The organism is Sphingomonas sp. 22176 (assembly GCF_052045505.1).
In the GTDB taxonomy this organism is placed as follows: Bacteria; Pseudomonadota; Alphaproteobacteria; order Sphingomonadales; family Sphingomonadaceae; genus Sphingomonas.
In genome coordinates this window covers 64,148-83,634 of sequence record NZ_JBQEPL010000008.1, presented here as the reverse complement: position 1 = coordinate 83,634, position 19,487 = coordinate 64,148, and the positions used below count along the sequence as shown (strand labels likewise).

Annotated in this window: 14 protein-coding genes; 5 read left to right on the top strand and 9 right to left on the bottom strand. The window is 68.3% G+C overall.

All coding sequences use genetic code 11. From position 1 onward, the window contains the following. Positions 1–18: 18 nt before the first annotated feature. Positions 19–501 (top strand): sigma-70 family RNA polymerase sigma factor, encoded by a 483-nt coding sequence (locus tag ACTJKY_RS19115; RefSeq protein WP_440847683.1) that lies wholly within the window; start codon positions 19–21, stop codon positions 499–501. Next, positions 501–1,187 (top strand): anti-sigma factor family protein, encoded by a 687-nt coding sequence (locus tag ACTJKY_RS19110; protein WP_440847682.1) that lies wholly within the window; start codon positions 501–503, stop codon positions 1,185–1,187. Before ACTJKY_RS19115 ends, ACTJKY_RS19110 begins: the two co-directional genes overlap by 1 nt. Before the next feature lie 46 nt (positions 1,188–1,233). On the opposite strand, the gene ACTJKY_RS19105 is transcribed toward ACTJKY_RS19110, so the two are convergent. Both ACTJKY_RS19105 and ACTJKY_RS19100 read right to left on the bottom strand, forming a co-directional pair. Continuing rightward, positions 1,234–2,427, bottom strand: coding sequence for an MFS transporter (locus tag ACTJKY_RS19105; RefSeq protein WP_440847681.1), 1,194 nt, complete (start codon positions 2,425–2,427; stop codon positions 1,234–1,236). After that, entirely contained in the window at positions 2,424–3,458 is a 1,035-nt protein-coding gene (locus ACTJKY_RS19100; protein ID WP_440847680.1) for an aldo/keto reductase, read from the bottom strand. Before ACTJKY_RS19100 ends, ACTJKY_RS19105 begins: the two co-directional genes overlap by 4 nt. A gap of 86 nt (positions 3,459–3,544) precedes the next feature. Between ACTJKY_RS19100 and ACTJKY_RS19095 the strand changes: the two genes are divergently transcribed. Then, on the top strand, positions 3,545–4,450 hold the full coding sequence (locus tag ACTJKY_RS19095; RefSeq protein ID WP_440847679.1) for a LysR family transcriptional regulator: 906 nt from the start codon (positions 3,545–3,547) through the stop codon (positions 4,448–4,450). Between the two features lie 33 nt (positions 4,451–4,483). Here the strand turns inward: ACTJKY_RS19095 and ACTJKY_RS19090 are convergent, their stop codons facing one another. From ACTJKY_RS19090 to ACTJKY_RS19075, 4 genes are all read right to left on the bottom strand, one after another. Continuing rightward, positions 4,484–6,874, bottom strand: a complete 2,391-nt coding sequence (locus ACTJKY_RS19090) for an FtsX-like permease family protein (protein ID WP_440847678.1) — start codon at positions 6,872–6,874, stop codon at positions 4,484–4,486. 10 nt (positions 6,875–6,884) lie between these two features. Further along, on the bottom strand, positions 6,885–9,296 hold the full coding sequence (locus ACTJKY_RS19085; protein ID WP_440847677.1) for an FtsX-like permease family protein: 2,412 nt from the start codon (positions 9,294–9,296) through the stop codon (positions 6,885–6,887). A gap of 94 nt (positions 9,297–9,390) precedes the next feature. Further along, positions 9,391–10,071, bottom strand: a complete 681-nt coding sequence (locus ACTJKY_RS19080; RefSeq protein WP_440847676.1) for an ABC transporter ATP-binding protein — start codon at positions 10,069–10,071, stop codon at positions 9,391–9,393. Positions 10,072–10,080: 9 nt separating this feature from the next. Next, positions 10,081–11,364, bottom strand: coding sequence for an efflux RND transporter periplasmic adaptor subunit (locus tag ACTJKY_RS19075; RefSeq protein ID WP_440847675.1), 1,284 nt, complete (start codon positions 11,362–11,364; stop codon positions 10,081–10,083). A 139-nt stretch (positions 11,365–11,503) separates the two neighbouring features. On the opposite strand from ACTJKY_RS19075, the gene ACTJKY_RS19070 reads away from it, so the two are divergent. Continuing rightward, entirely contained in the window at positions 11,504–12,748 is a 1,245-nt protein-coding gene (locus ACTJKY_RS19070) for a sigma-54-dependent transcriptional regulator (protein ID WP_440847674.1), read from the top strand. A 210-nt stretch (positions 12,749–12,958) separates the two neighbouring features. Next, positions 12,959–14,137, top strand: coding sequence for a sensor histidine kinase (locus ACTJKY_RS19065; protein ID WP_440847673.1), 1,179 nt, complete (start codon positions 12,959–12,961; stop codon positions 14,135–14,137). A 54-nt stretch (positions 14,138–14,191) separates the two neighbouring features. On the opposite strand, the gene ACTJKY_RS19060 is transcribed toward ACTJKY_RS19065, so the two are convergent. The 3 genes from ACTJKY_RS19060 to ACTJKY_RS19050 form a co-directional block, all read right to left on the bottom strand. After that, a complete protein-coding gene (locus ACTJKY_RS19060; protein WP_440847672.1) occupies positions 14,192–15,361 on the bottom strand; it encodes a pyridoxal phosphate-dependent aminotransferase in 1,170 nt (389 codons plus the stop codon). 34 nt (positions 15,362–15,395) lie between these two features. Further along, entirely contained in the window at positions 15,396–16,211 is an 816-nt protein-coding gene (locus tag ACTJKY_RS19055) for a sulfite exporter TauE/SafE family protein (RefSeq protein WP_440847671.1), read from the bottom strand. A 90-nt stretch (positions 16,212–16,301) separates the two neighbouring features. Continuing rightward, positions 16,302–18,908 (bottom strand): TonB-dependent receptor plug domain-containing protein, encoded by a 2,607-nt coding sequence (locus tag ACTJKY_RS19050; protein ID WP_440847670.1) that lies wholly within the window; start codon positions 18,906–18,908, stop codon positions 16,302–16,304. Between the last annotated feature and the right edge of the window lie 579 nt (positions 18,909–19,487).

The window sequence follows — 19,487 nt, the reverse complement described above, 5'->3', positions numbered from 1 at the left end:
TAGACGAGGGACTGGGCTTTGGCGGCTTTCGAGGACGATCTGCTAGCGTTGCTGCCGCGCCTGCGGCGGTTCGCGCGTGCGCTTGCCCGGAATCCGGCGGATGCCGACGATCTTTGCCAGGTCGCGCTGGAAAAAGCCCTGCTGGGCCGAGCGTCGTCGCATCCAGGCACCCGGATGGACAGTTGGATGTATCGGATCATGCGCAACAGCTGGATCGACATGACGCGCAGCCGGCGCCGCGCCGGGGAGACCTTCGTGGACGCCGACGCAGGCCTCCATGTCGGCGCCGACGGCGGCGCGGAGGCGCGGGTTGCGCTGAGCGAGGTCGATGCGGCACTGCATGCCCTGCCCGACGAGCAGCGCGAGGCCGTCGCGCTCGTGCTGATCGAAGGGCTGGCATACAAGGAGGCGGCCGCGGTGCTCGACGTGCCGATGGGCACGCTCACCTCGCGGCTGGTCCGCGGGCGGCAGGCGCTGATGGCGCAGTTGGGAGAAGAATGATGGGCGTCAATCCCGAACTGCTGATGGCCTATGCTGATGGCGAGCTTGGCCCGATCGAGGCGAAGCGGGTCGAGCGCGCCATTGCCGCAGATCCCGCACTCGGGGAGGAAGTCGCGCGGCACCGCGCGCTGCGTGCCCGGCTCGACGGCCATTTCGCCGCGGTGGCGCAGGAGCCGGTTCCCGAACACCTTGCCGCCATGATCCGCACGAACGTCGTCGAGCTGCCGACCCGCAAACACACCCGGCAGGCACCGGGATGGGCGCGCTGGGGCGGGGCCGTCGCGGCGGCGTTGGTCCTCGGGCTGTTCGTCGGCAGGGCAATGCCCGACCAGGGCGTGGTGCAGACAAGGGCGGGCAAGCTCTATGCCGCCGGGGCCCTGGCAAAGGCGCTGGATCAGCAGCTGGCCGCGACCATGGGCAGCGTGCAGATGGTCGTCTCGTTCCGCGACGGGCAGGGGCGCTATTGCCGCGTGTTCCGGTCGCAGCCGGCCGACGGCATTGCCTGTCACGAGGCGGAAGGATGGGCGCTGCGGCAGACGATGGGAGGCGGCCGCGCATCGACCGCCAGCTATGCGCAGGCCCGCTCGGCAGATCCGGCGCTGATAGCGGCGGCGCAGGAGATGATGGCAGGCGACCCCCTCGATCCTGCAGCGGAACGCAAGGCGCGCGCCGCCGGCTGGAAGTAAGCGCGCACGCACCCGCCGGGTAGGCACGCGCGCGCTTGGAGGGCGATTACTTGGTCGGCGCGGGGCGCTGCCCGCCGCTCCAGCTTTCCTGCGGTGTGGCCGGGCGGCGGCTGGTCGCCCAGAGTGCGATCAGGCCGATCAAGGACGTCGCTGCACCCGCGAGTGCCACCGCCGGATAGCCCAGCCCGGCGGCGATCACGGCACCGCCCAGCGCTGCGCCGAACGCATTGCCGAGGTTGAACGCGCCGATATTGACCGCGGAGGCAAGATTGGGTGCGTCCGCCGCTGCGCTCATCACCCGCACCTGCAGCGGCGGCACCAGCGCGAAGCTCGCGACGCCCCAGAGGAAGATCAGCACCGCGGTAGGGCCGGCGTGCGGCATCGACAGTGCGAAGGCGACCAGGATGGCGGACAGGCCTGCCAGGGTGATCAGCAGGGTGCGATCGACCGAGCGATCGGCAAACCGGCCGCCCAGCCAGTTGCCCGCGGTGAGCCCGAGGCCGTAGAGCACCAGCATCGCGGTGATGAAGCCCAGCGACGCATGCGTCGCGTCGCGCAGGATCGGCGTGATGTAGGTGAACACCGTGAACATCGCGCTCGATCCGACCACGGTCAGCGCCAGCGCGCCCAGCACCTGCTTGCGGGTGAGGACTCGCAATTCCGCGAGGGCGTTCCCGCCGCTGGGGGCGGGGAGCGGGGGCAGGGTTATCCGCAGGGCGGCGATCGTCACCACGCCCAAGGCGGCGATCCCCCAGAAGGACGCGCGCCACCCGAGATGATCGCCCGCCCAGGTGGCCAGCGGCACGCCCACGACATTGGCGGTGGTCAGCCCCATGAACATCGACGCGACGGCGCTCGCCCTCCGCTCCGGTGCCACCAGTCCGGCGGCCACCACCGAGCCGACGCCGAAAAAGGCGCCGTGATTGAACGAGGTCAGCACGCGCGCGACGAGCAGCATGGCGTAGCTGTCGGAAACGGCAGCGAGCAGGTTGCCCGCGGTAAAGATGCCCGCCAGCCCGATCAGCAGCATCCGCCGCGGCACCCGGCCGGTGGTGAGCGTCATCAGCGGTGCACCGATCACCACGCCCAGCGCATAGGCGCTGATCAACAGCCCCGCTGCGGGAATGGAGACCTGCAGGTCGTGGGCAATGACGGGGAGCAGCCCCATCGGCGCGAATTCGGTAACGCCGATGCCGAACGCGCCGACGGCCAGGGCGAGGAGGCCCAGCTGGTTCTTCATGCGAGCCTCGGGGCCAGACGGGCAAAGCCCTCCTGCTGGCGATAGGGAGTATGGGGATAGGGCGGCAGTATCTCGCTGGCGCGATCCAGTGTGGCGATCTGCTCCGCGCTGAGCGCCCAGCCGACGGCACCGAGATTCTGGCGCAGCTGCGCCTCGTTGCGGGCGCCGATGATCACCGACGACACGGTGGGGCGCTGCAGCAGCCAGTTGATCGCAATCTGCGGTACCGACTTGCCCGTTTCAGCGGCCACGGCTTCCAGCGCATCGACGACGCGGTAGAGATGCTCGGCCTCGACCGGCGGCGCGAACTGCTCGGTTTCGTGCAGGCGGCTGCCCGGCGGCACCGGACGATCGCGGCCGATCTTTCCGGTGAGCCGGCCCCAGCCGAGTGGGCTCCACACCAGCGCGCCCACGCCCTGATCGGCGGCGAGCGGCATCAGGTCCGCCTCATAGGCGCGCCCGATCAGCGAGTAATAGACCTGATGGGCGACCAGCCGCGGCCAGCCATGGCGTTCGGCGATCGCCTGCGCCTTCATCACCTGCCAGCCCGGATAGTTGGACACGCCGGCATAGCGGATCTTGCCCGATGCGATCAGCAGATCGAACGTGCCCATCACTTCCTCGGTCGGCGTGGAGGCGTCGAAGGCGTGCAGCTGGAGCAGATCGATATAGTCGGTGCCGAGCCGGCGTAGCGCATCCTCCACCGCGCGGATCAGCCGGGCGCGCGACGCACCCCAATCCTGCGGGCCATCGCCCATCGGCAACCCGGTCTTGGTCGAGAGCAGCACCGCGTCGCGCCGGCCGCGGATCGCCTCGCCCAATATCTCTTCCGATGCGCCGCCCGAATAGACGTCGGCGGTATCGAACAGCGTCACCCCGGCCTCGATGCAGATGTCGATCAGCCGCCGTGCCTCGGCCGCATCGCTTTGCCCCCAGGCGCTGAACAGCGGTCCCTGGCCGCCAAAGGTGCCCGCGCCGAAGCTGAGCGCGGGGACGCGCAGCCCCGATCGTCCCAATTGCCGATATTCCATGGTCGCACTCCTGTTGCTTGTTCGGAGCAAAGATGGACGGCGCGGCCCGGTCCGGGTACCTGGGGTGGACGCGAAGGATTTGTGTGATGGACGCAAAGCTGAACGGCGGTAGCGATCGGGCCCATGCGCTGGCCCTGTTCGCCGCGGTTATCGAGCAGGGCAGCTTCTCGGGCGCCGGGCGGCAACTGGGCATGAGCCCTTCGGCCGTTGCGCGCGCGGTGGACCGGATCGAGATGCGATTGGGGGTGCGCCTGCTGCTGCGCTCGACGCGGGCGCTCACGCTCACCACCGAGGGCCGCGCCTATCTGCAGGCGGCGCGCCGGATCCTCGCCGATCTCGACGATGCGGAGCAGCAGATCGCCGACCAGGGCAGTCCGCGAGGGCGGTTGCGGGTCACCGCGGCGCTGTCGCACGGGCGGCTATGCGTCGTGCCGCTGCTCGGCACCTTCGCGGCGCTGTACCCCGATATTCTGGTCGACATCGCTCTTACCGACACGCTGGTCGACATTGCGGGCGGGCAGGCCGATGTGGCGGTGCGGTTCGGGCCGCTGCCCGACAGCAGCCTCACCGCCCGCAAACTAGGCGAGACCCGGCGGGTGATCGTCGCGTCACCTGCCTATATGGCACGCCACGGGACGCCGCAGGTGCCCGAGGATCTTTACGCGCACAACTGCCTGAACTTCAGCTTCCGCCGCGCCGAACCGGTCTGGCCGTTCCGCCGGGACGGCCGCGACTTTGCCCTTTCGGTGCGGGGTGGGGTGGAGGCCAATAACGGCGAGACGCTGGGGCAACTCGCAGCGATCGGCATCGGCATCGCCCGAGTTGGTGCGTTCAGCGTGGCCGAGGACATCGCCAACGGCACGCTGGTGCCGATCCTCGAGGCGTTTAACCCCGGCGACGTCGAGCAGATCCACGCGGTGTTCGTCGGCGGGGCGAACGTGCCGGCGCGGGTGCGGGTATTCGTCGACTTTCTGGCGACCCATCTGCGATAGGAGCGCCGGCGTCGCGCGCCGGCGCTCCCTGCCTTATTCATAGCGCAGCGCGCGGGCAGGCTCGGCTCGGGCGACGCGCCAGGACTGGCCGAGGACGGTGAGCACCGCGATCGCCGCTGCCAACGCCGAGGCGACCACGAAATACCAGGGCGTCAGCGCGATCCGGTCGTCGAAGCCGGCGAGCCAGCGCTGCATCGCCACCCAGGCGAGCGGCCAGGCGATCAGGTTGGCGAGCAGCACCGGCCGCAGGAACTTGGCGACGAGCAGCTGCAGCACGTCGCGGGTGGAGGCGCCGAGTGCCTTGCGGATGCCGATCTCCTTGATCCGGCGCTCGGTATCGAAGGCGGCGAGGCCGTATAGGCCGATACAGCCGATCAGCACCGCGAGCGCTGCGCCGGCGGTGAACAGGCGGGCGCGCTCGAGATCGGCCCGGACATAGGTTTCGTAGAGCTGCTGGTCGACGGTATGCGCCTTGAGCGGTACGGCCGAGGCGTAGCGGCGCCACACCGTCTCGATACGGTCGAGCAGCCCGCGCGTGTCGTCCCCCGTATAGCGCAGGCTCAGCACCGGCGACGGCAGGCCGCTGGTCTGGAGCGCATAGGCCTGCGCCTCCATCGGCTGGATCGGTCCCATCAGGCGCACATCGTCGATCACGCCGATGATGGTCTGCCGTTCCTTTCCGCCGACCACCGCCTTGCCGATGGCAGCGGCGGGGCTCGCGAAGCCGAGCCGGGCAGCTGCGGTCCGGTTGATCAGGACGGCATGGACCTTCCCACCGGCGGCATCGTCGCTGGCGAAGCGGCTCGGATCGAACCAGCGCCCGGCGAGCAGCCGTGCGCGATAGAGCTGGAAAAAGCCCGGGCCGATCGCCGCCTGGATCACCGAAACCTTGTTGCCGCCGCCACCTTCGCGCTGCGCCTCCATGATGCCGAAACTACCCCCGCCGGGCGCGATGGCGGACTGGGCCGTCCCGGTGACGCCGGGCAGGACGGCGATCGCGGCAGCGAGATCGCGGCGTTGGGCGGCGTCGAGCCCCGGATCACCGAAGGACGGGAGCATCGCCAGCCCATGCCGCTCGAAGCCGAGATCGGCGGTCTGGGTGTAGCGCACCTGGGCGAGCAGTACTCCGGTGCCGATCATCAGCGCGATGGCGATGGCGAACTGCAGCACCACCAGCGTCGCGCGCAGTAGCCGGCCGCTGCGCCCGCCCCCGGTTGCGCCCGCGCTCGCGAGTACGGCGGCTGGCCGGAAGCGGGAGAGGACGAAGGCGGGGTACGCGCCGGCGACGAGCCCGACGCCGAGGATCAGCGCCAGCAGCGCCGGCAGGATCGTCCCGCTGCCCCAATAGTGCAGGTGCAGGTCGGTGCCGCCGACCGCGTTGACCATCGGCAGCGCGAGCTCGACCAGCGCCAGACCCAGCAGGGCGGCAAGCGCTGTCGTGGCAACCGACTCCGCAAGGAATTGGCCGATCAGGGCGCCGCGGGTCGCGCCGAGCGTCTTGCGCATCGCCACTTCGCGGGCACGCAGGCCGGCGCGCGCGGTCGCCAGGTTCACATAATTGCCGATTGCCACCAGCAGCGCGAGCAGCCCAACCAGGCCCAGCGTCGCGACAACGATCCTGTCACGGGGCGCGCGCAGGTGCAGTGCGCTGAGCGGGATCAGGCTGGTCGCGACACGGATGCCGTTGGGCGCGCCGGCCAAGCTGGGATCGGGGTGGCGCTGGTCGAACCCGGCGACCCGCTGCTGCAGGGCGGGAGCTTCGGCCGGATCGATGCGCAGCAGGGTCTGCAGGCCTTGGCTTCCCCCGCCGTACAGGTCGGCCTCGGCGGGCAGACGAAGGAAGATGTCACCGGGCTGGGTCATTGCCTTGCTCAGCCGCACCACCGCGCCGACCCGCACCAGTCGAGGCTTGCCGCCGAGCGTGAGCTTCAGCACGCGGCCGACGGCGGGAGCGCCCGGCAGATAGGTCTGCGCCACGCGTTCGGTGATGACCGCGCCGTCGGGTGTCGCCAGCGTGGCCGTGGGGTTGCCGGCGACGACGGGGAAGGGGAAGAGCTGGAAGAAATTGCCGTCGACCTGCCCGATGGTGGTCTGGGTGCTGCCGGTGCCGAGCTGGAGCGCCGCCTCGCCGGGCAGCAATCGCGTACCCTGCAGACCGCTATGCTCGGCCTGCAGCTGCGCCAGCATCTCCTGCCGCGACGGGATGTTCACCTGGTTCGCGCCGGGGAATTGCAGCGTGCGCTCGACGATCCAGGTCCGATCCCAGCCGGGCACGTCATGATCGAAGCTCGTCTCGTAGCGGACGAACAGATACAGGATCAGGAACACCGCCACGCCCAGCGCCAGCCCGCCGACATTGACGAGCGTGAACAGCTTGTGCCGGGTGAACGAGCGATAGAGGGCGAGCCAGGCGAGGCGGTGCATCGTGCGATCCTTATTCGTAGCGCAGCGCGCGGGCGGGCTCGGCGCGGGCGACGCGCCAGGACTGGCCGATGACAGTCGCCACCGCGATCAGCACGGCGATGGCGGAGGCGAGGAGGAAGTAGAGCGGCGACAGCCCGATCCGGTCGTCGAAGGTGGAGAGCCATCGCTGCATCGCCACCCAGGCGAGCGGCCACGCGATCAGGTTGGCGAGCAGCACCGGCCGCAGGAACTTGGCGACCAGCAGCTGGAGCACGTCGCGGGTGGAGGCGCCCAGCGCCTTGCGGATTCCGATCTCCTTGATCCGGCGCGTCGTGTCGAAGGCGGCGAGGCCATAGAGCCCGATGCAGCCGATCGCGATCGCCAGCACCGCGCCCATGGTGAACAGGCGGCCGCGGCGCGTGTCCTCCTCGTAATAGGCCTTGTAGAGATTTTCCTCGATGGTGCGGCCAGCGAAAGGCTCGGTCGGCACGATGCGCTTCCATGCCGCTTCCACCGCGTCGGCCATCTTCTGCGGACTGCCGCTATACCGCAGCGTGATGAAGGCGTCGTTGAGCGGGCGGCTGTCATAGCGGTAGAAGGTTCCGGCGATAGCCTCGCGCGGGCCGCGGAAGCGAAGATCGTCGACGACGCCGATGATCGTCATCATGCCGTTGCCGTCCACCTGCTTGCCAAGCGCCGCCTGCGGGCTGGCGAAGCCGAGCAAGCCTACCGCGGTGCGATTGATTACGGTGTTAAAAGCAGGTTTGCTGCCTTTAACCTGTTGCGCCATGTCGTCTGCGGGACGAGACGGATCGAAGTGCCGGCCGGCGATCAGTCGCGCGCCGAACGTGTCGAAGTACCTCTCCCCGATCCGCACATCCATCAGCGATGGCGACCGAATCCCTTGCATGCCCGGTTGATAGATCGACGAGAAATTGGTGACGCTCTGATCGCCGGGTGTGTTCTGCGCGAGGGTAAGATGGCTGACGCCCGGCAGTGCGGCGAAAGTACGCAGCAGCGCGCGTTTCTGCTCGGGCAGCACCGAGCCGCTGTTGAGCGAGCGCACGACATAAAGGCCGTCGCGGCGGAAGCCGAGATCGGCGTTGCGAACATGGTTCGCCTGGGCGAGCATCACGGTGGTCCCGATCGCAAACGCAATGGCGACGGCGAACTGGACGACGACCAGCGCCGCGCGGACCCGCGCACCGGCCCGCCCCCCGCCGGGGGCACGGGCGGCGGCGAGCACCGCGGCAGGCCGGAAGCCGGCCAGCACCGCGGCTGGATAGAGTCCGGCAATGGCCCCGACCAGCAGGACGAGCGGTACCAACAGCAGCAGCACGCTGTCCGTTCCCCAATAGGTGAGGCGCAGCGACATGCCGCCGGCGGCGTTGACCAGCGGCAGTGCGATTTCCGCGAGCGCGAGGCCGATCACCGCCGAGAGGAGCACGGTCAGCATCGCCTCGGTCATGAACTGGCGGATCAGCGTGCGGCGCGTGCCGCCCAGCACCTTGCGCACGGCCACCTCGCGGGCCCGCAATCCGGCGCGCGCGGTGGCTAGATTGATATAGTTCACGATCGCGATCAGCAGGGTGAGCACGCCTACCGCGCCCAAGGTGGTCACCACCGCGCGATCGGACGCCTCGTAGAGATGGTTGTCGACCAGCGGCCGCAGCGACTGTTCCCATTCCCCCTTCTTGATGTCGCCGCCGAACACGCGGCGGTCGGCGAAGCGGGCCAGCTCGCCTTCGAACTGCTTCGCGGCGGCGCGGTCGGGGAAACGCAGCAGTGTCACCAGCGAGGTGCTGCCCCAATGCTCGAACCACTCGGTGGCGAAGCGGGATGCGACCAGCGGCACGAACAGCTCGGCGGTGTAGCTCTGGTCCTTGCGCATGTCGGCGATCACCGCGCCGACGCGGTAGGTATAGGTCGTGCCGTTGGCGATGACGGTGAGGGTGCGGCCGATCGGCGACGTGAGGCCGAAATAGCTGGTCGCGGCGCGCTGGGTGATGATCAGCCCGTCCGGATCGGCCAGCGTGCGCGTCGGGTCCCCGGCGAGGACGGGGAGCCGCATCAGCGTGAAGAAATTGGGATCGACCGCCGCCATGGTCTCGCGGGTGTTCGATGTGCCCTGCCGCACCGTCGCATCCATCTGCGCGATCCGGAAGCCCTGCAGCTGCGGATAGTCCGCGCGCAGATGCAGCAGCTCGTTGCCCATCGTGTAGGGGCTCGGCTTCTCCGGATAGCCCGGCATGTGGTAGGTTTCCTGGATGATGTAGAGCTGGTCCGCCCCCGGGATCCACCGGTCGAAACCGGTCTCGAACCGCACGAACAGGGTCAGCACCAGGAATACCGCGATGCCGAGCGCCAATCCGCCGATATTGAGCGCGGCGAACAGTTTGTGGCGGGTCAGCGAGCGGTAAAAGCTGGTCAGCGCGGAGGTCATGGCGTCGTTCCCGGTTCGCGGGTGGCGGAGAGGTGGCGGAGCAGGGCGACGGCGAGGAGCAGCAGCACCAGCACCGTCAGCGCACGATCGAGCTTCACGCCGCCCGCCGCACCGCGGAGAGGATCCGCCCGTCGAGCATGTGCACCGTCCGCTTGGCGATATCGGCATGGGCGGGCGAGTGGGTGACCATCACGATCGTCGCGCCGTCGGCGTTCAAACGGGTGAGGATGTCCATCACTTGCGCGCCGTTCTCGGTATCGAGGTTGCCGGTCGGTTCGTCGGCGAGGATCAGCCTGGGCTCGCTGACGATCGCGCGGGCGATCGCGGCGCGCTGCTGCTGGCCGCCCGAAAGCTGGTGCGGGTGGTGGTTGCGGCGATGGGCGATGCCGACCCGGTCCATCGCGGCGTCCACCCGCTCGCGCTTTTCGCGCGCAGGCATCGAGCGATAGGCCAGCGCCAGCGCGACATTCTCGGCGATGGTCAGCTCGTCGATCAGGTTGAAGCTCTGGAACACGAAGCCCAACCGATCCCGGCGGAGCTTCGCCAGCTGCGCCTCGGGCACCTTGGCGATATCCTCGCCCTCGAACAGATAGGCGCCGCTGGTAGGCCGGTCGATCGTGCCGAGGATGTTAAGCAGCGTCGATTTGCCGCAGCCCGAAGGGCCCATGATCGCGAGGAACTCGCCTGCCGCTACGGTGAGATCAATCTCGGCGAGCGCGGTCGTCTCCACTTCGTCGGAGCGATAAGCGCGGTGGATGGCGTTGAGCTGGATCATGGCGGGCTCCTAGTGGATGAGCAGGGTCTGGTAGGGGGCGTAGGTGCCGAGCGGCGTCGTGACGATGCGGTCGCCCGGGGCGAGGCCGCTGGTCACTTCGACCTGATCGGGATTGCGGCGGCCGGTGGTGATTGCCCGGCGCTCGGCGCGGCTGTCGCTGGTCAGCACGAAGGCGGTGGTGCCGCCGGCATCCAGCCAGCCGCCCGAAGGCGCGACCACGGCCGGCCGATCGGCGCCGAGGACGAGGCGCACGTCGAGCGTCTGGCCGCGGTTCAGCCCCGCGGGCGCGGCGCCCTTAAAGCCGAGCTCGACACGAAATCGCCCTTCGGTGACTTGCGGCAGCACCTTGATCACGGTGAGCGGCAGGCTGCGCCCGTCGAGATCGGCAACCGCGCTGAGGCCGGTATGGACGCGGCCGAGATAGAATTGGTCGATGTCCGCGGTGAGCTTCCAGGCGCTTTCGGAATCGACCTGGCCGACGGCGTCCCCGGGCTTAATCATCTGCCCCGGTTGCAGCGTGAAGGCGGTCAGCCGCCCGGCGACCGGCGCGCGCACCACCAGCGCCGCAAGGCCGGCGCGGGTCATGGCGAGGCTCTCGCGCAATTCGCCGGCGGTGGCGTCGACGCCCGTCGACTGGTCGGCAAGCATCTTGCCTGCCTCAGCCGCACTGCGGGTGAGGGCAGTCAGTCGCGCACGCTGATAGCTGACTTCGTCGCGTAGCGGGGTGACGGCGGCGGCGGTGACGATCTGCTTGTCGAATAGGATTTGCTTCTGGCGGAGCAGCGCCTCGGATTTAGCGAGCTCGTTGCGGGCGGAGGCGATGTCGCGCTCGGTCTGTTCGCGGCTCTGCTGGATCGACAGGCGCTGACCGCTGATAGCGCTGAGCTGCCCGGCGATGTTGGCTGAGCGGCTGGCGACGTCGAGCGCCAGCGTCGGGTTGGCGAGCCGGGCGAGCGGGGCACCGGCGGCGACCGACTGGCCGTCGCTGGCGATCAGCGCTTCCACCTGTCCGCCGCTGATCGCCGTGACGTACACGGTCTGGAGCGGGGCAACCTGCGCGCGCAGCGGCACATAGTCGGCAAAGGCGGCACGGGTGACGGGCGCGATGCGGATCGTCGCCGCGTCGACCGCGAGGCTGCCGGAGCTGGGGAGGAACCACCAGAGCGCAGCCGCCGCGGCGACCACCGCTATGCCGAGGCCGATGCGGACAGCCAATTTGCGGCGGCGCGCATGCGGGCGCTCGATCCGCCGGTCCATTGCGGCGCCGTTGGTATGAAGAGGCGTAACGTCCATGGCGGACAGTGTACGGTACGCCAGCGTGCGGACCTAAAGCGCTGATATTGATAGGTAATGTAGAAGGGGCTGGCGCTCGAAGCGAACAGTGTCCAAGCTAGTGTCCGATTCCGAACACTTAGCCGGAGCGGTCAAGCCTGTGCCCACCGAATCGCCGACCATCCTGGTGATCGACGACGATCCCGACATCGTCCGTGCGGCGACGCTGCTGCTGGAGCGTAATGGCATGCGGGTGCTCGGCGCCCCCGATCCCGATGCCGCCTGGGTGCGACTGGCCGAGGGGCCGGTCGACGCGATCCTGCTCGACCTCAACTTCGCGCGGGGGCGGACGAGCGGGGAGGAGGGGTTCCGAATGCTCGACCGGCTGATCGCGGCCGATCGCAATGCGGTGGTGGTGGTGGTTACCGGCCATAGCGGCATTGCGGTGGCGGTGCAGGCGATGCGCGGCGGCGCGAGCGACTTCGTGATCAAGCCGTGGAGCAACGAGCGGCTGCTCGCTACCGTAGAGCGCGCGGTGGCGCTGCGCCGAGCGAAGCTGGCCGCCGCCCCGGCGCCGAGCGGCGAGGAGGCGCTCCTGCTGCTCGGCGAGGCGCCCGCGATCGAGGCGGCACGCGGGCTGATCGCGCGGGTGGGGCCGACCGATGCGGCGGTGCTGCTCACCGGCCCGGCGGGAAGCGGCAAGACGCTGGCGGCGCAGATGCTCCACCGCGCGTCTTCGCGCGCCGAGCGGCCGCTGGTCACGCTGGACGCGGCGGTTGCGGATCTGGCGATGATCGAGGCGCGGGTCGCGGCGGCCGAGGGCGGAACGCTGCTGATCGAGGCGGTGGACCAGCTCGCGCTGGCGCTGCAGCCAGAACTGGCGCGCCGCCTGGGTGGGCTGCGGGTGCTTGCCACCAGCCGGCGCGATCGGGCGGGCATCCGTGCTGCGCTGAGCGACGACCTGCGATTTCGGCTCAACACGGTGGAGATCGACCTGCCGCCGCTCGCAGATCGCGGCGGGGACGCGCTGCTGCTCGCCCGGCATTTCTGCGCCCTGTATGCCGGGCGCTACGCCCAGCCCTTGCGCCCGCTGACCGACGAGGCGGCGCGGGCAATCGCCGCGGATCCCTGGCCCGACGGTGTCCACGGCCTGCGCCAGGCGATCGAGCGCGCGGTGCTGCTCGGTGGCGGCGAGGCGATCGATGTCCCCGCGCTGGGACTTAGTCTGCCCGAAGACACGCTGGAGCCGCGTGCGATCAAGGCGGACCTCAATATCGGGCGAAGCGAGGCGGCGCTGGTATCGGCTGCGCTCAAGCGGCATGCGTTCAACGTCAGTCGCGCGGCGGCGGAACTGGGGCTGACCCGCGCGGCGCTCTATCGGCGGATGGCGAAATATGGGCTGTGAGTCGCAGGTCACACCGCCTAGCGCGCGCTTTTCTCCCCTCCCGCTTGCGGGAGGGGCAGGGGGAGGGTGCGTGCGGGAAGTTGAGCGAGGTGCTGGAAGACGTGGGATGGAAGGCTTCAGCGCGTTTGCGACGGTCGCCTTTGTTACCCTCACACACCCTCCCCTAACCCCTCCCGCAAGCGGGAGGGGTTAGGGGAGGGTGGGGCAGTCGTGACCTCCAGAGGCTGGTTCGCGCTGCTGCGGGGCATCTTGCTGCTGCTGGCGGGCGGCGCGTTCGCCGCCGCGTGGAGCATGGGGCTCTATGCCAGCGCGCTGGTGTCGGCACTGGCAGCGCTCTGGGGGCTGGGGACCGGCATCGCCGAGGCGCAGCGGCCCAAGCTGGTGCCGGTGGCCGCACCCATGCCCGCGCCGGACCCTGCGCATCGCGAGCGGCGGCTGACCGCGCTGCTTGACCTTTCCCCCGCGCCGATCGTCACGCTAGACGGCGAGGGACGGCTCACCGCGATCAACCGTGCGGCGCGGCGGCTGTTCGGGGCGGCGGACCTCGTCGCCGATCCGCCGGCACTGCTGGTCGAGGCGATCGGCGATGCATCGGGCCGCGCCGCCACGGTGACGATCGGCGGGCGCAGCTATGCGCTAACCACCAGCGACTTCGCGCTGGGTGGCGCGCAGAGCCGGCTCGCCGCGCTGATCGACATCGATGCCGAGCTCAAGGCCGCCGAGGCGGCGACGCTGCGCGACCTGGTGCAGGTGCTGAGCCACGAGATCGTCAACGCGCTCACCCCGATCGCGTCGCTTAGCCGTACCGCGGCGGACATGCTGGAGGAGCCCGCACCGTCGATCCCGGCGCTCCGCGATGCGGTGGGCACCGTCGCCCGCCGCGCCGAGGGGCTGCAGCGGTTCGGCGAGGCCTATCGCTCGCTGGCGCGGCTGCCGGCGCCGCGCTTCGCGCCGCTCGACCTGCGCGAAGGCGCGGAGGATCTGGCGCGCCTGTTTGCCACGCGGTGGCCGAGCTTGCCGCTGGCGTTCGAGGCTCCAGCGCCGCTTCGCCTGCACGGTGATGCCGATCAGCTGAGCGCGGCGCTCTGGGCGCTGCTCCAGAATGCCGCCGAGGCGGTGGGCGAGGGGACAGGCGGGCAGGTGGGGCTGGCGCTGTGGCGGGACGAGCGCGCCGCCTATTGGCAGGTTTGGGACAATGGTCCCGGCGTCGCCGAGGCGGACCGTGCGGCGATCTTCCGCCCCTTCTTCACCACCAAGCCGCAGGGCAGCGGGGTAGGGTTGGCGCTGGCCCGGCAGATCCTGCTCGCGCATGGCGGCGACCTGACGCTGCTGGAAGGCGAGGGCGGCGCGCGGTTCGAGGCGATGTTGCCGATCGCGCCGCAGGGCTGAGCAAAACGGACCCGCGCCGCCCGGAGGAGCGACGCGGGCCAGGCACCGCAAACCTCAGGCCATCAGCACCTTGTCGACCGCGATCCGGAACTTCTCCATGTCCGCTGCCGAGCCGACGGTGACGCGCGACATCGTGGGATAGGCGGTCCAGGAGCGGCCGATCTGCACGTTCTGGGCGAGCAGCGCCGCCATCATTTCCTTGGGCGCCTTGCCCTTCCATTCAACCATGAACATGTTGGCATGGCTGCCCGGCAGCACCTTCAGGCCGCGGCTCTGGAGATGCGCGATCGTCTTTTCGCGCACCGCGATCATCTCGTCGCGCCGCGCCTTGATCTCGCCGGCCAGCGGGATCGAAGCGGTGCCGCAGGCCACCGCGGTCATCGGCAGCATGTTGGTTACCTGGAAGCCGTCATAGCGCATCATCTTCTCGTGCAGCGCGGGCGACGCGAAGGTGAGGCCCAGCCGCATGCCGGCCATGCCGAACAGCTTGGAGAAGGTGCGCATCACCAGCACGTCCTCGCGGCTGGCCACCAGCTTGGCGGCGTTTGGCGCGTCGGCGAAGTGGATATAGGCCTCGTCGACGATCAGCACCGCGTCCTTGGGCTTGTTCTCGGCCAGCCAGACGATGTCGGCGATCGGGGTCAGCGTGCCGGTGGGGTTGTTGGGCGAGCAGACATAATAGAGCCCGGCATTGGGGTCCGCGGCCAGCATCGCCTTGACATCATGCTGGTATTGCGGGCCGAGCGGCGCCTTGGTGACCTTGGCGCCGATCCAGGCGGCCGTGCGCCAGATCTGCTCATAGGTGGGATCGGCGGTGACGATGCCGCGCGTCGGCGAGGCAAAGGTCACGGCCGCGCGGTTGAGCGGGTCGCTCGATCCCGGCCATGCCTTGATATGGGTGGCGGGCAGGCCCTCTACGGCGGAGACTGCGGCAAACAGCTGGTCGTGCTCGCCATTGGGTTCGTAGCGATTGCCTTCGGTGACGATCTTCATCGCCGCGGCGGCGCCGGCGGGCAGCGGGCCCGTCCAGCATTCGTTGGAGCCGATGCGCACCGCACCGACCACCGCCTTGGCCGATTGCTGGGCGAAGGCAGGCGCAGCGCGGCCGAGCGCGACGGTGCCGCCGAGCAGCGCGGCGATGCGCCCCATGTCGCGGCGCGAATAGCCGCGACCGCGCAGGTCCTCGGTGATTTCGGGCTTATCGAGCGTTTCGAGGATGGTCATGTCGTGGGTCTCCCTGTTTCGATCGAGACGCGCGTCAGAACTTCAGCGCGTTGTGGAACATCACCAGCGCGATGACGATGAGGTAAATGCCGAATACCCGTTTCAGCATGGCTGGCTGTAAGGCGTGGGCCGCCGCGACTCCCAGCGGGGCGGTGAGCATCGACATCGAAGCGATGGCGACCGTCGCCGGCAGGTTCACGAAGCCGAGCGACCCCCAGGGCAGCCCCGGCTCGCGCAACCCGATGATCGCGAAGCCGATCGCGCTGGGAATGGCGATCAGCGTGCCGATGCCGCTGGCGGTGCCCACCGCGCGGTGGATCGAGCGGCCGCACAGCGTCATCACCATGATCGCGATCGTGCCGCCGCCGATGCCGAGCAGCGAGGAGAAGGTGCCCAGGCCCCCGGCGATGGCGACGCGGGTGACGCCGATCGGCATCTGATCGCTGATCACTCGGTTGCCGAGCTTCGGCACCAGGAAGTTGATCGACATCAGCAGCACGCCGCTGGCGAACACCAGGGTAAGTACGCGGCCGTCGACATGGCTGGCGAGCAGCACGCCGATCCCGTCGCCCAGCACCACCCACGGCGCCCAGGATTTGAGGATCTCGAAGTCGACCGAGCCCCGCTTGTGGTGGCTCAGCACCGATCGGATCGAGGTGATGATGATCGTCGCCGCGGACGTGCCGATGGCGACATGGGCGTATTGGCTATGCTCGCCCCCCAGCAGGGGCAGCATCAGCAGCAGGGCGGGGACGACGACGAAGCCGCCGCCAATGCCGAACACACCGCCGGCAAAGCCGGCAGCGAGCCCGGCGACCAGCAGGCCCAGAAGGGGGATCAGCCAGTCCATGGATGAGGTAAGCAAAGGACATCACTCCCGAGTTATGTTCTTGCACGCGACGCGACCGGCCGGGGGCAACCGCCCCCGGCCGGCCAGGCTTCAGAATTTCAGGCTGAGCCGGCCGTAATAATAACCGCCGTTGATCCCGTAGGGCGAAATGGTCGGGTAGAGGTTCGACGAATAGCTGCGGGACCCTGCGGCGAGCTGGGCCGAGCGGATATTGTCGAAAGAGCGTTCCGTCGGATAATGGTTGAACAGGTTGTTCGCGCCGACCGAGAGCTTGAGCCCGCCGGTGATCTTCGCGCTGCCTTCGAGATCGGTGATGAAGGCGGCGTTGACCGGCACCTGGAGATCGGCGCCCTTGAGCGGGCTGTTGCCCGGCGTCGATTCCAGCGCATAGACCTTCGAGTAGAAGCTCTCACGGAAGTTCAGGCTGAACCGGCCCGATTCCCAGAAGGCCCCCAGCGTCGCGCGGAACTTGGGCGTGCTGTTCTCCAGCTCGATGATCGAGTAATTGTTGATCAGCGCCGACAGCGCCGGATTGGCCTTGTTGACGTAGAGCGCCGCGGGCAGCGCCGCGATGTTCTTGACCTTGTTGTCGTTGTAATTGGCCGACAGCGTCCAGTTCACCTTCCCGAATCCGCTGTCCATGTCGTAGCTGGCGACGAAGTCGATGCCGCGGGTGCGCATCTTGGCACCGTTGACGAAGGTCTGGACCGAGACGGTGCCGTCGATGTTGCGCTCGCCATTGACGTCGGTGAGCACATAGCTGGGGATGGTGCCGCCCAGCGCGGTCGCGACTGCGTTATACACCGCCTGCTGGTTGTAGGTGTTGAAGGCGTCGGCATTGTAGACCACGCAGTTCGCCGCGTTCGCGCCGGCATAGCCTTGCGGGCAGTATTTGCCGTTGAACCCGTAGAAGGTGCTCGAGATCAGGATGCGATCACGGATCTCGATCCAATAGGCGTCGAGCGTGACGTTCACATGGGGGCTGGGGGTGAAGACGAAGCCGGCGCTGAAGTTGGTCGATTTCTCCGGCTTGAGGCCTCCGAAGCCCAGTGCCTTGGCCCCCGGCGAGTTGGCCGGCAGCACGCCCGAGACGCTGTTCGGGCCGACATTGATGCCCGAATAGAAGCCCTCCGCCAGCGTCGGCGCGCGGAAGCCGGTGGAGACGGTGCCCCGGATCGCGATCGCCTTGGTGATGTCGTAGCGGCTGGTCAGCTTGAAGACGGTGGTGTCGCCGAAGTCGCTGTAATGCTCGTGGCGGACCGCGCCGTCGATCAGCCAGGCCTCGACCGGCTTCACGCTGATGTCGAGATATTGCGAGAAGTTGGTGCGGTTGTGATTGCCGGCGTCGTTCGGGCTGTAGCCGAAGAAGGACTGGGCGCCGCTGCCATAATAGGAAGCGGGGTCGCCCGAGACGATGCCATAGGTCTCGCGGCGATATTCGAGGCCGCCCGCGACGTTGAGCGGCTCGGCCAGGCCTATGTCGAAGGCGTGGGTCAGGTCGAGCGTGTTGCTCCACTGGCTGGCCTTGAAGTCGCCATTGTGGAACTCGGTGGGGGTGAAGCCGGTGTCCTTGTAGAGCGCGGCGTTGGCAGAGTTCTGGACGTACACGCCGACGAAATCGTCGCCATAGGTGGTGGCGATATCGAAGGTGGTGCTGCCGATCGTGCCGCGGAAGCCGCCGGTGACGGCGTAGTCGGTCTCGGAGATCGCCTCGAGCGGCTGGAAGCCGTTCGGATAGAGCGGTGTGCCCGCCTTGCTGACCACCACGTCCGGCGTGCGGACATTCTCATAGGCGCGGGCGTTCTTGTGGCCGTAGCTGCCGAAGCTGTAGAATTCGAACCCGCCGAAATCATAGCCGGCATTCACCATTACCGAGGTCTGGTCGACCTCCGGGTCGCCGAGAATGCGGTTCGTATAGGGGTAGTAGGGCAGGTTCTTGATGCCCGGATACAGCGTCAGATATTTGCTGGCGTTGGCGTTGTTGCCATAGACCTGCGGGTTGACGTCGCCGCGGAAGCTGAAGCCCTTGTGCTTCTTCTCGGCAGTGATGTTCACATGGGCATTCTCGATCGGTGCGAAGCCGACATTGCCCGAGAAGGCGTAGGTCTTGCCGCCCTGGTCGTAATAGCGGCCGCCGGTGACGTCGATCACGCCGCCGTGATCGGCCTTTTTCTGGATGATGTTGATCACACCCGCGATCGCATCGGTGCCGTATTGCGCGGCGGCACCGTCCTGCAGCACTTCGATATGGTCGATCGAGTCCGGCAGGATGAAGCTGATGTCGGGCGCGGCGCTGCCGCCATAGGGGCCGCCGGCGACCGACACGTTGGCGGTGCCGTGGCGGCGCTTGCCGTTGAGCAGGATCAGCGTGTGGTTGGGGCTGAGGCCGCGCAGCTTCATCTGCAGATTGTGCGCCTGGAGATCGCTGCCGAACGCCTGCGCCTGCACGCTCGGCAGGTTCTGGGCGAGCGCCTGGATCAGGTCCGGTTGGCCGGTGCGGGAAAGGTCAGCGGCGCTCAGCAGCTGGATCGGCGCGGGGCTGTCCGCGGCGCGCAGGCCGGTGACGCGCGTGCCGGTGACGATGATGTCGTCCCCTTGCGGAGCCTGGGCTTCGCTGTCCTGCGCAAAGGCAGGTGTGGCGGCGAGCGCCAGGGTGATGGCCAGAACCGTGAACGATGCCGTTTCGCGAAATTGCATTCGATCGTGCCCCCCGAAGGCTGATGGTTGTCGTTCGTTCGTTCCTCAGATTGCGGTCTGTTCTTTCTTGTTCGCTGGGTGTCGGCCCCGCCCGGGGCATGACTGCCCTTTCCCCGAGGCGTGGCTTCGCGAACGGAGTTGGTCGTGCCGACATTGGGTACGCAGGTGCGGGGGCGCCTTGGGGCGCAGCCGCACGTCCTCATGCCATGCTCCCCTGCGAGAGCGCGGCGACATCACATCGAAACAGGTTCGAACCGGGCCCGCGCAATCGTCGGACCGAATAGTGGGAAGACAGAGAAGCTATTGCTTTTGTCGACCTGAACACGTCATCCCGGCATGCCACCGATTTACCCGGATCGCATGGACCCTGGCGGTGCACCGTCTGAATTATTTGAAAGGAGGCAGGCCGTATCGATCACGAGAGCATGACCGTATCCGCTGTACCATCTGCACGGGCAGCGCCGAAGCGTCGCCTGGAAATCGATATTCGGTCATTTGATCACCCTGTTATTGATCAAAGCACCGATTCAGACATCCGACCCCTGAAATTTTTCTTTCTTGCAATCAGGATGCTATCCC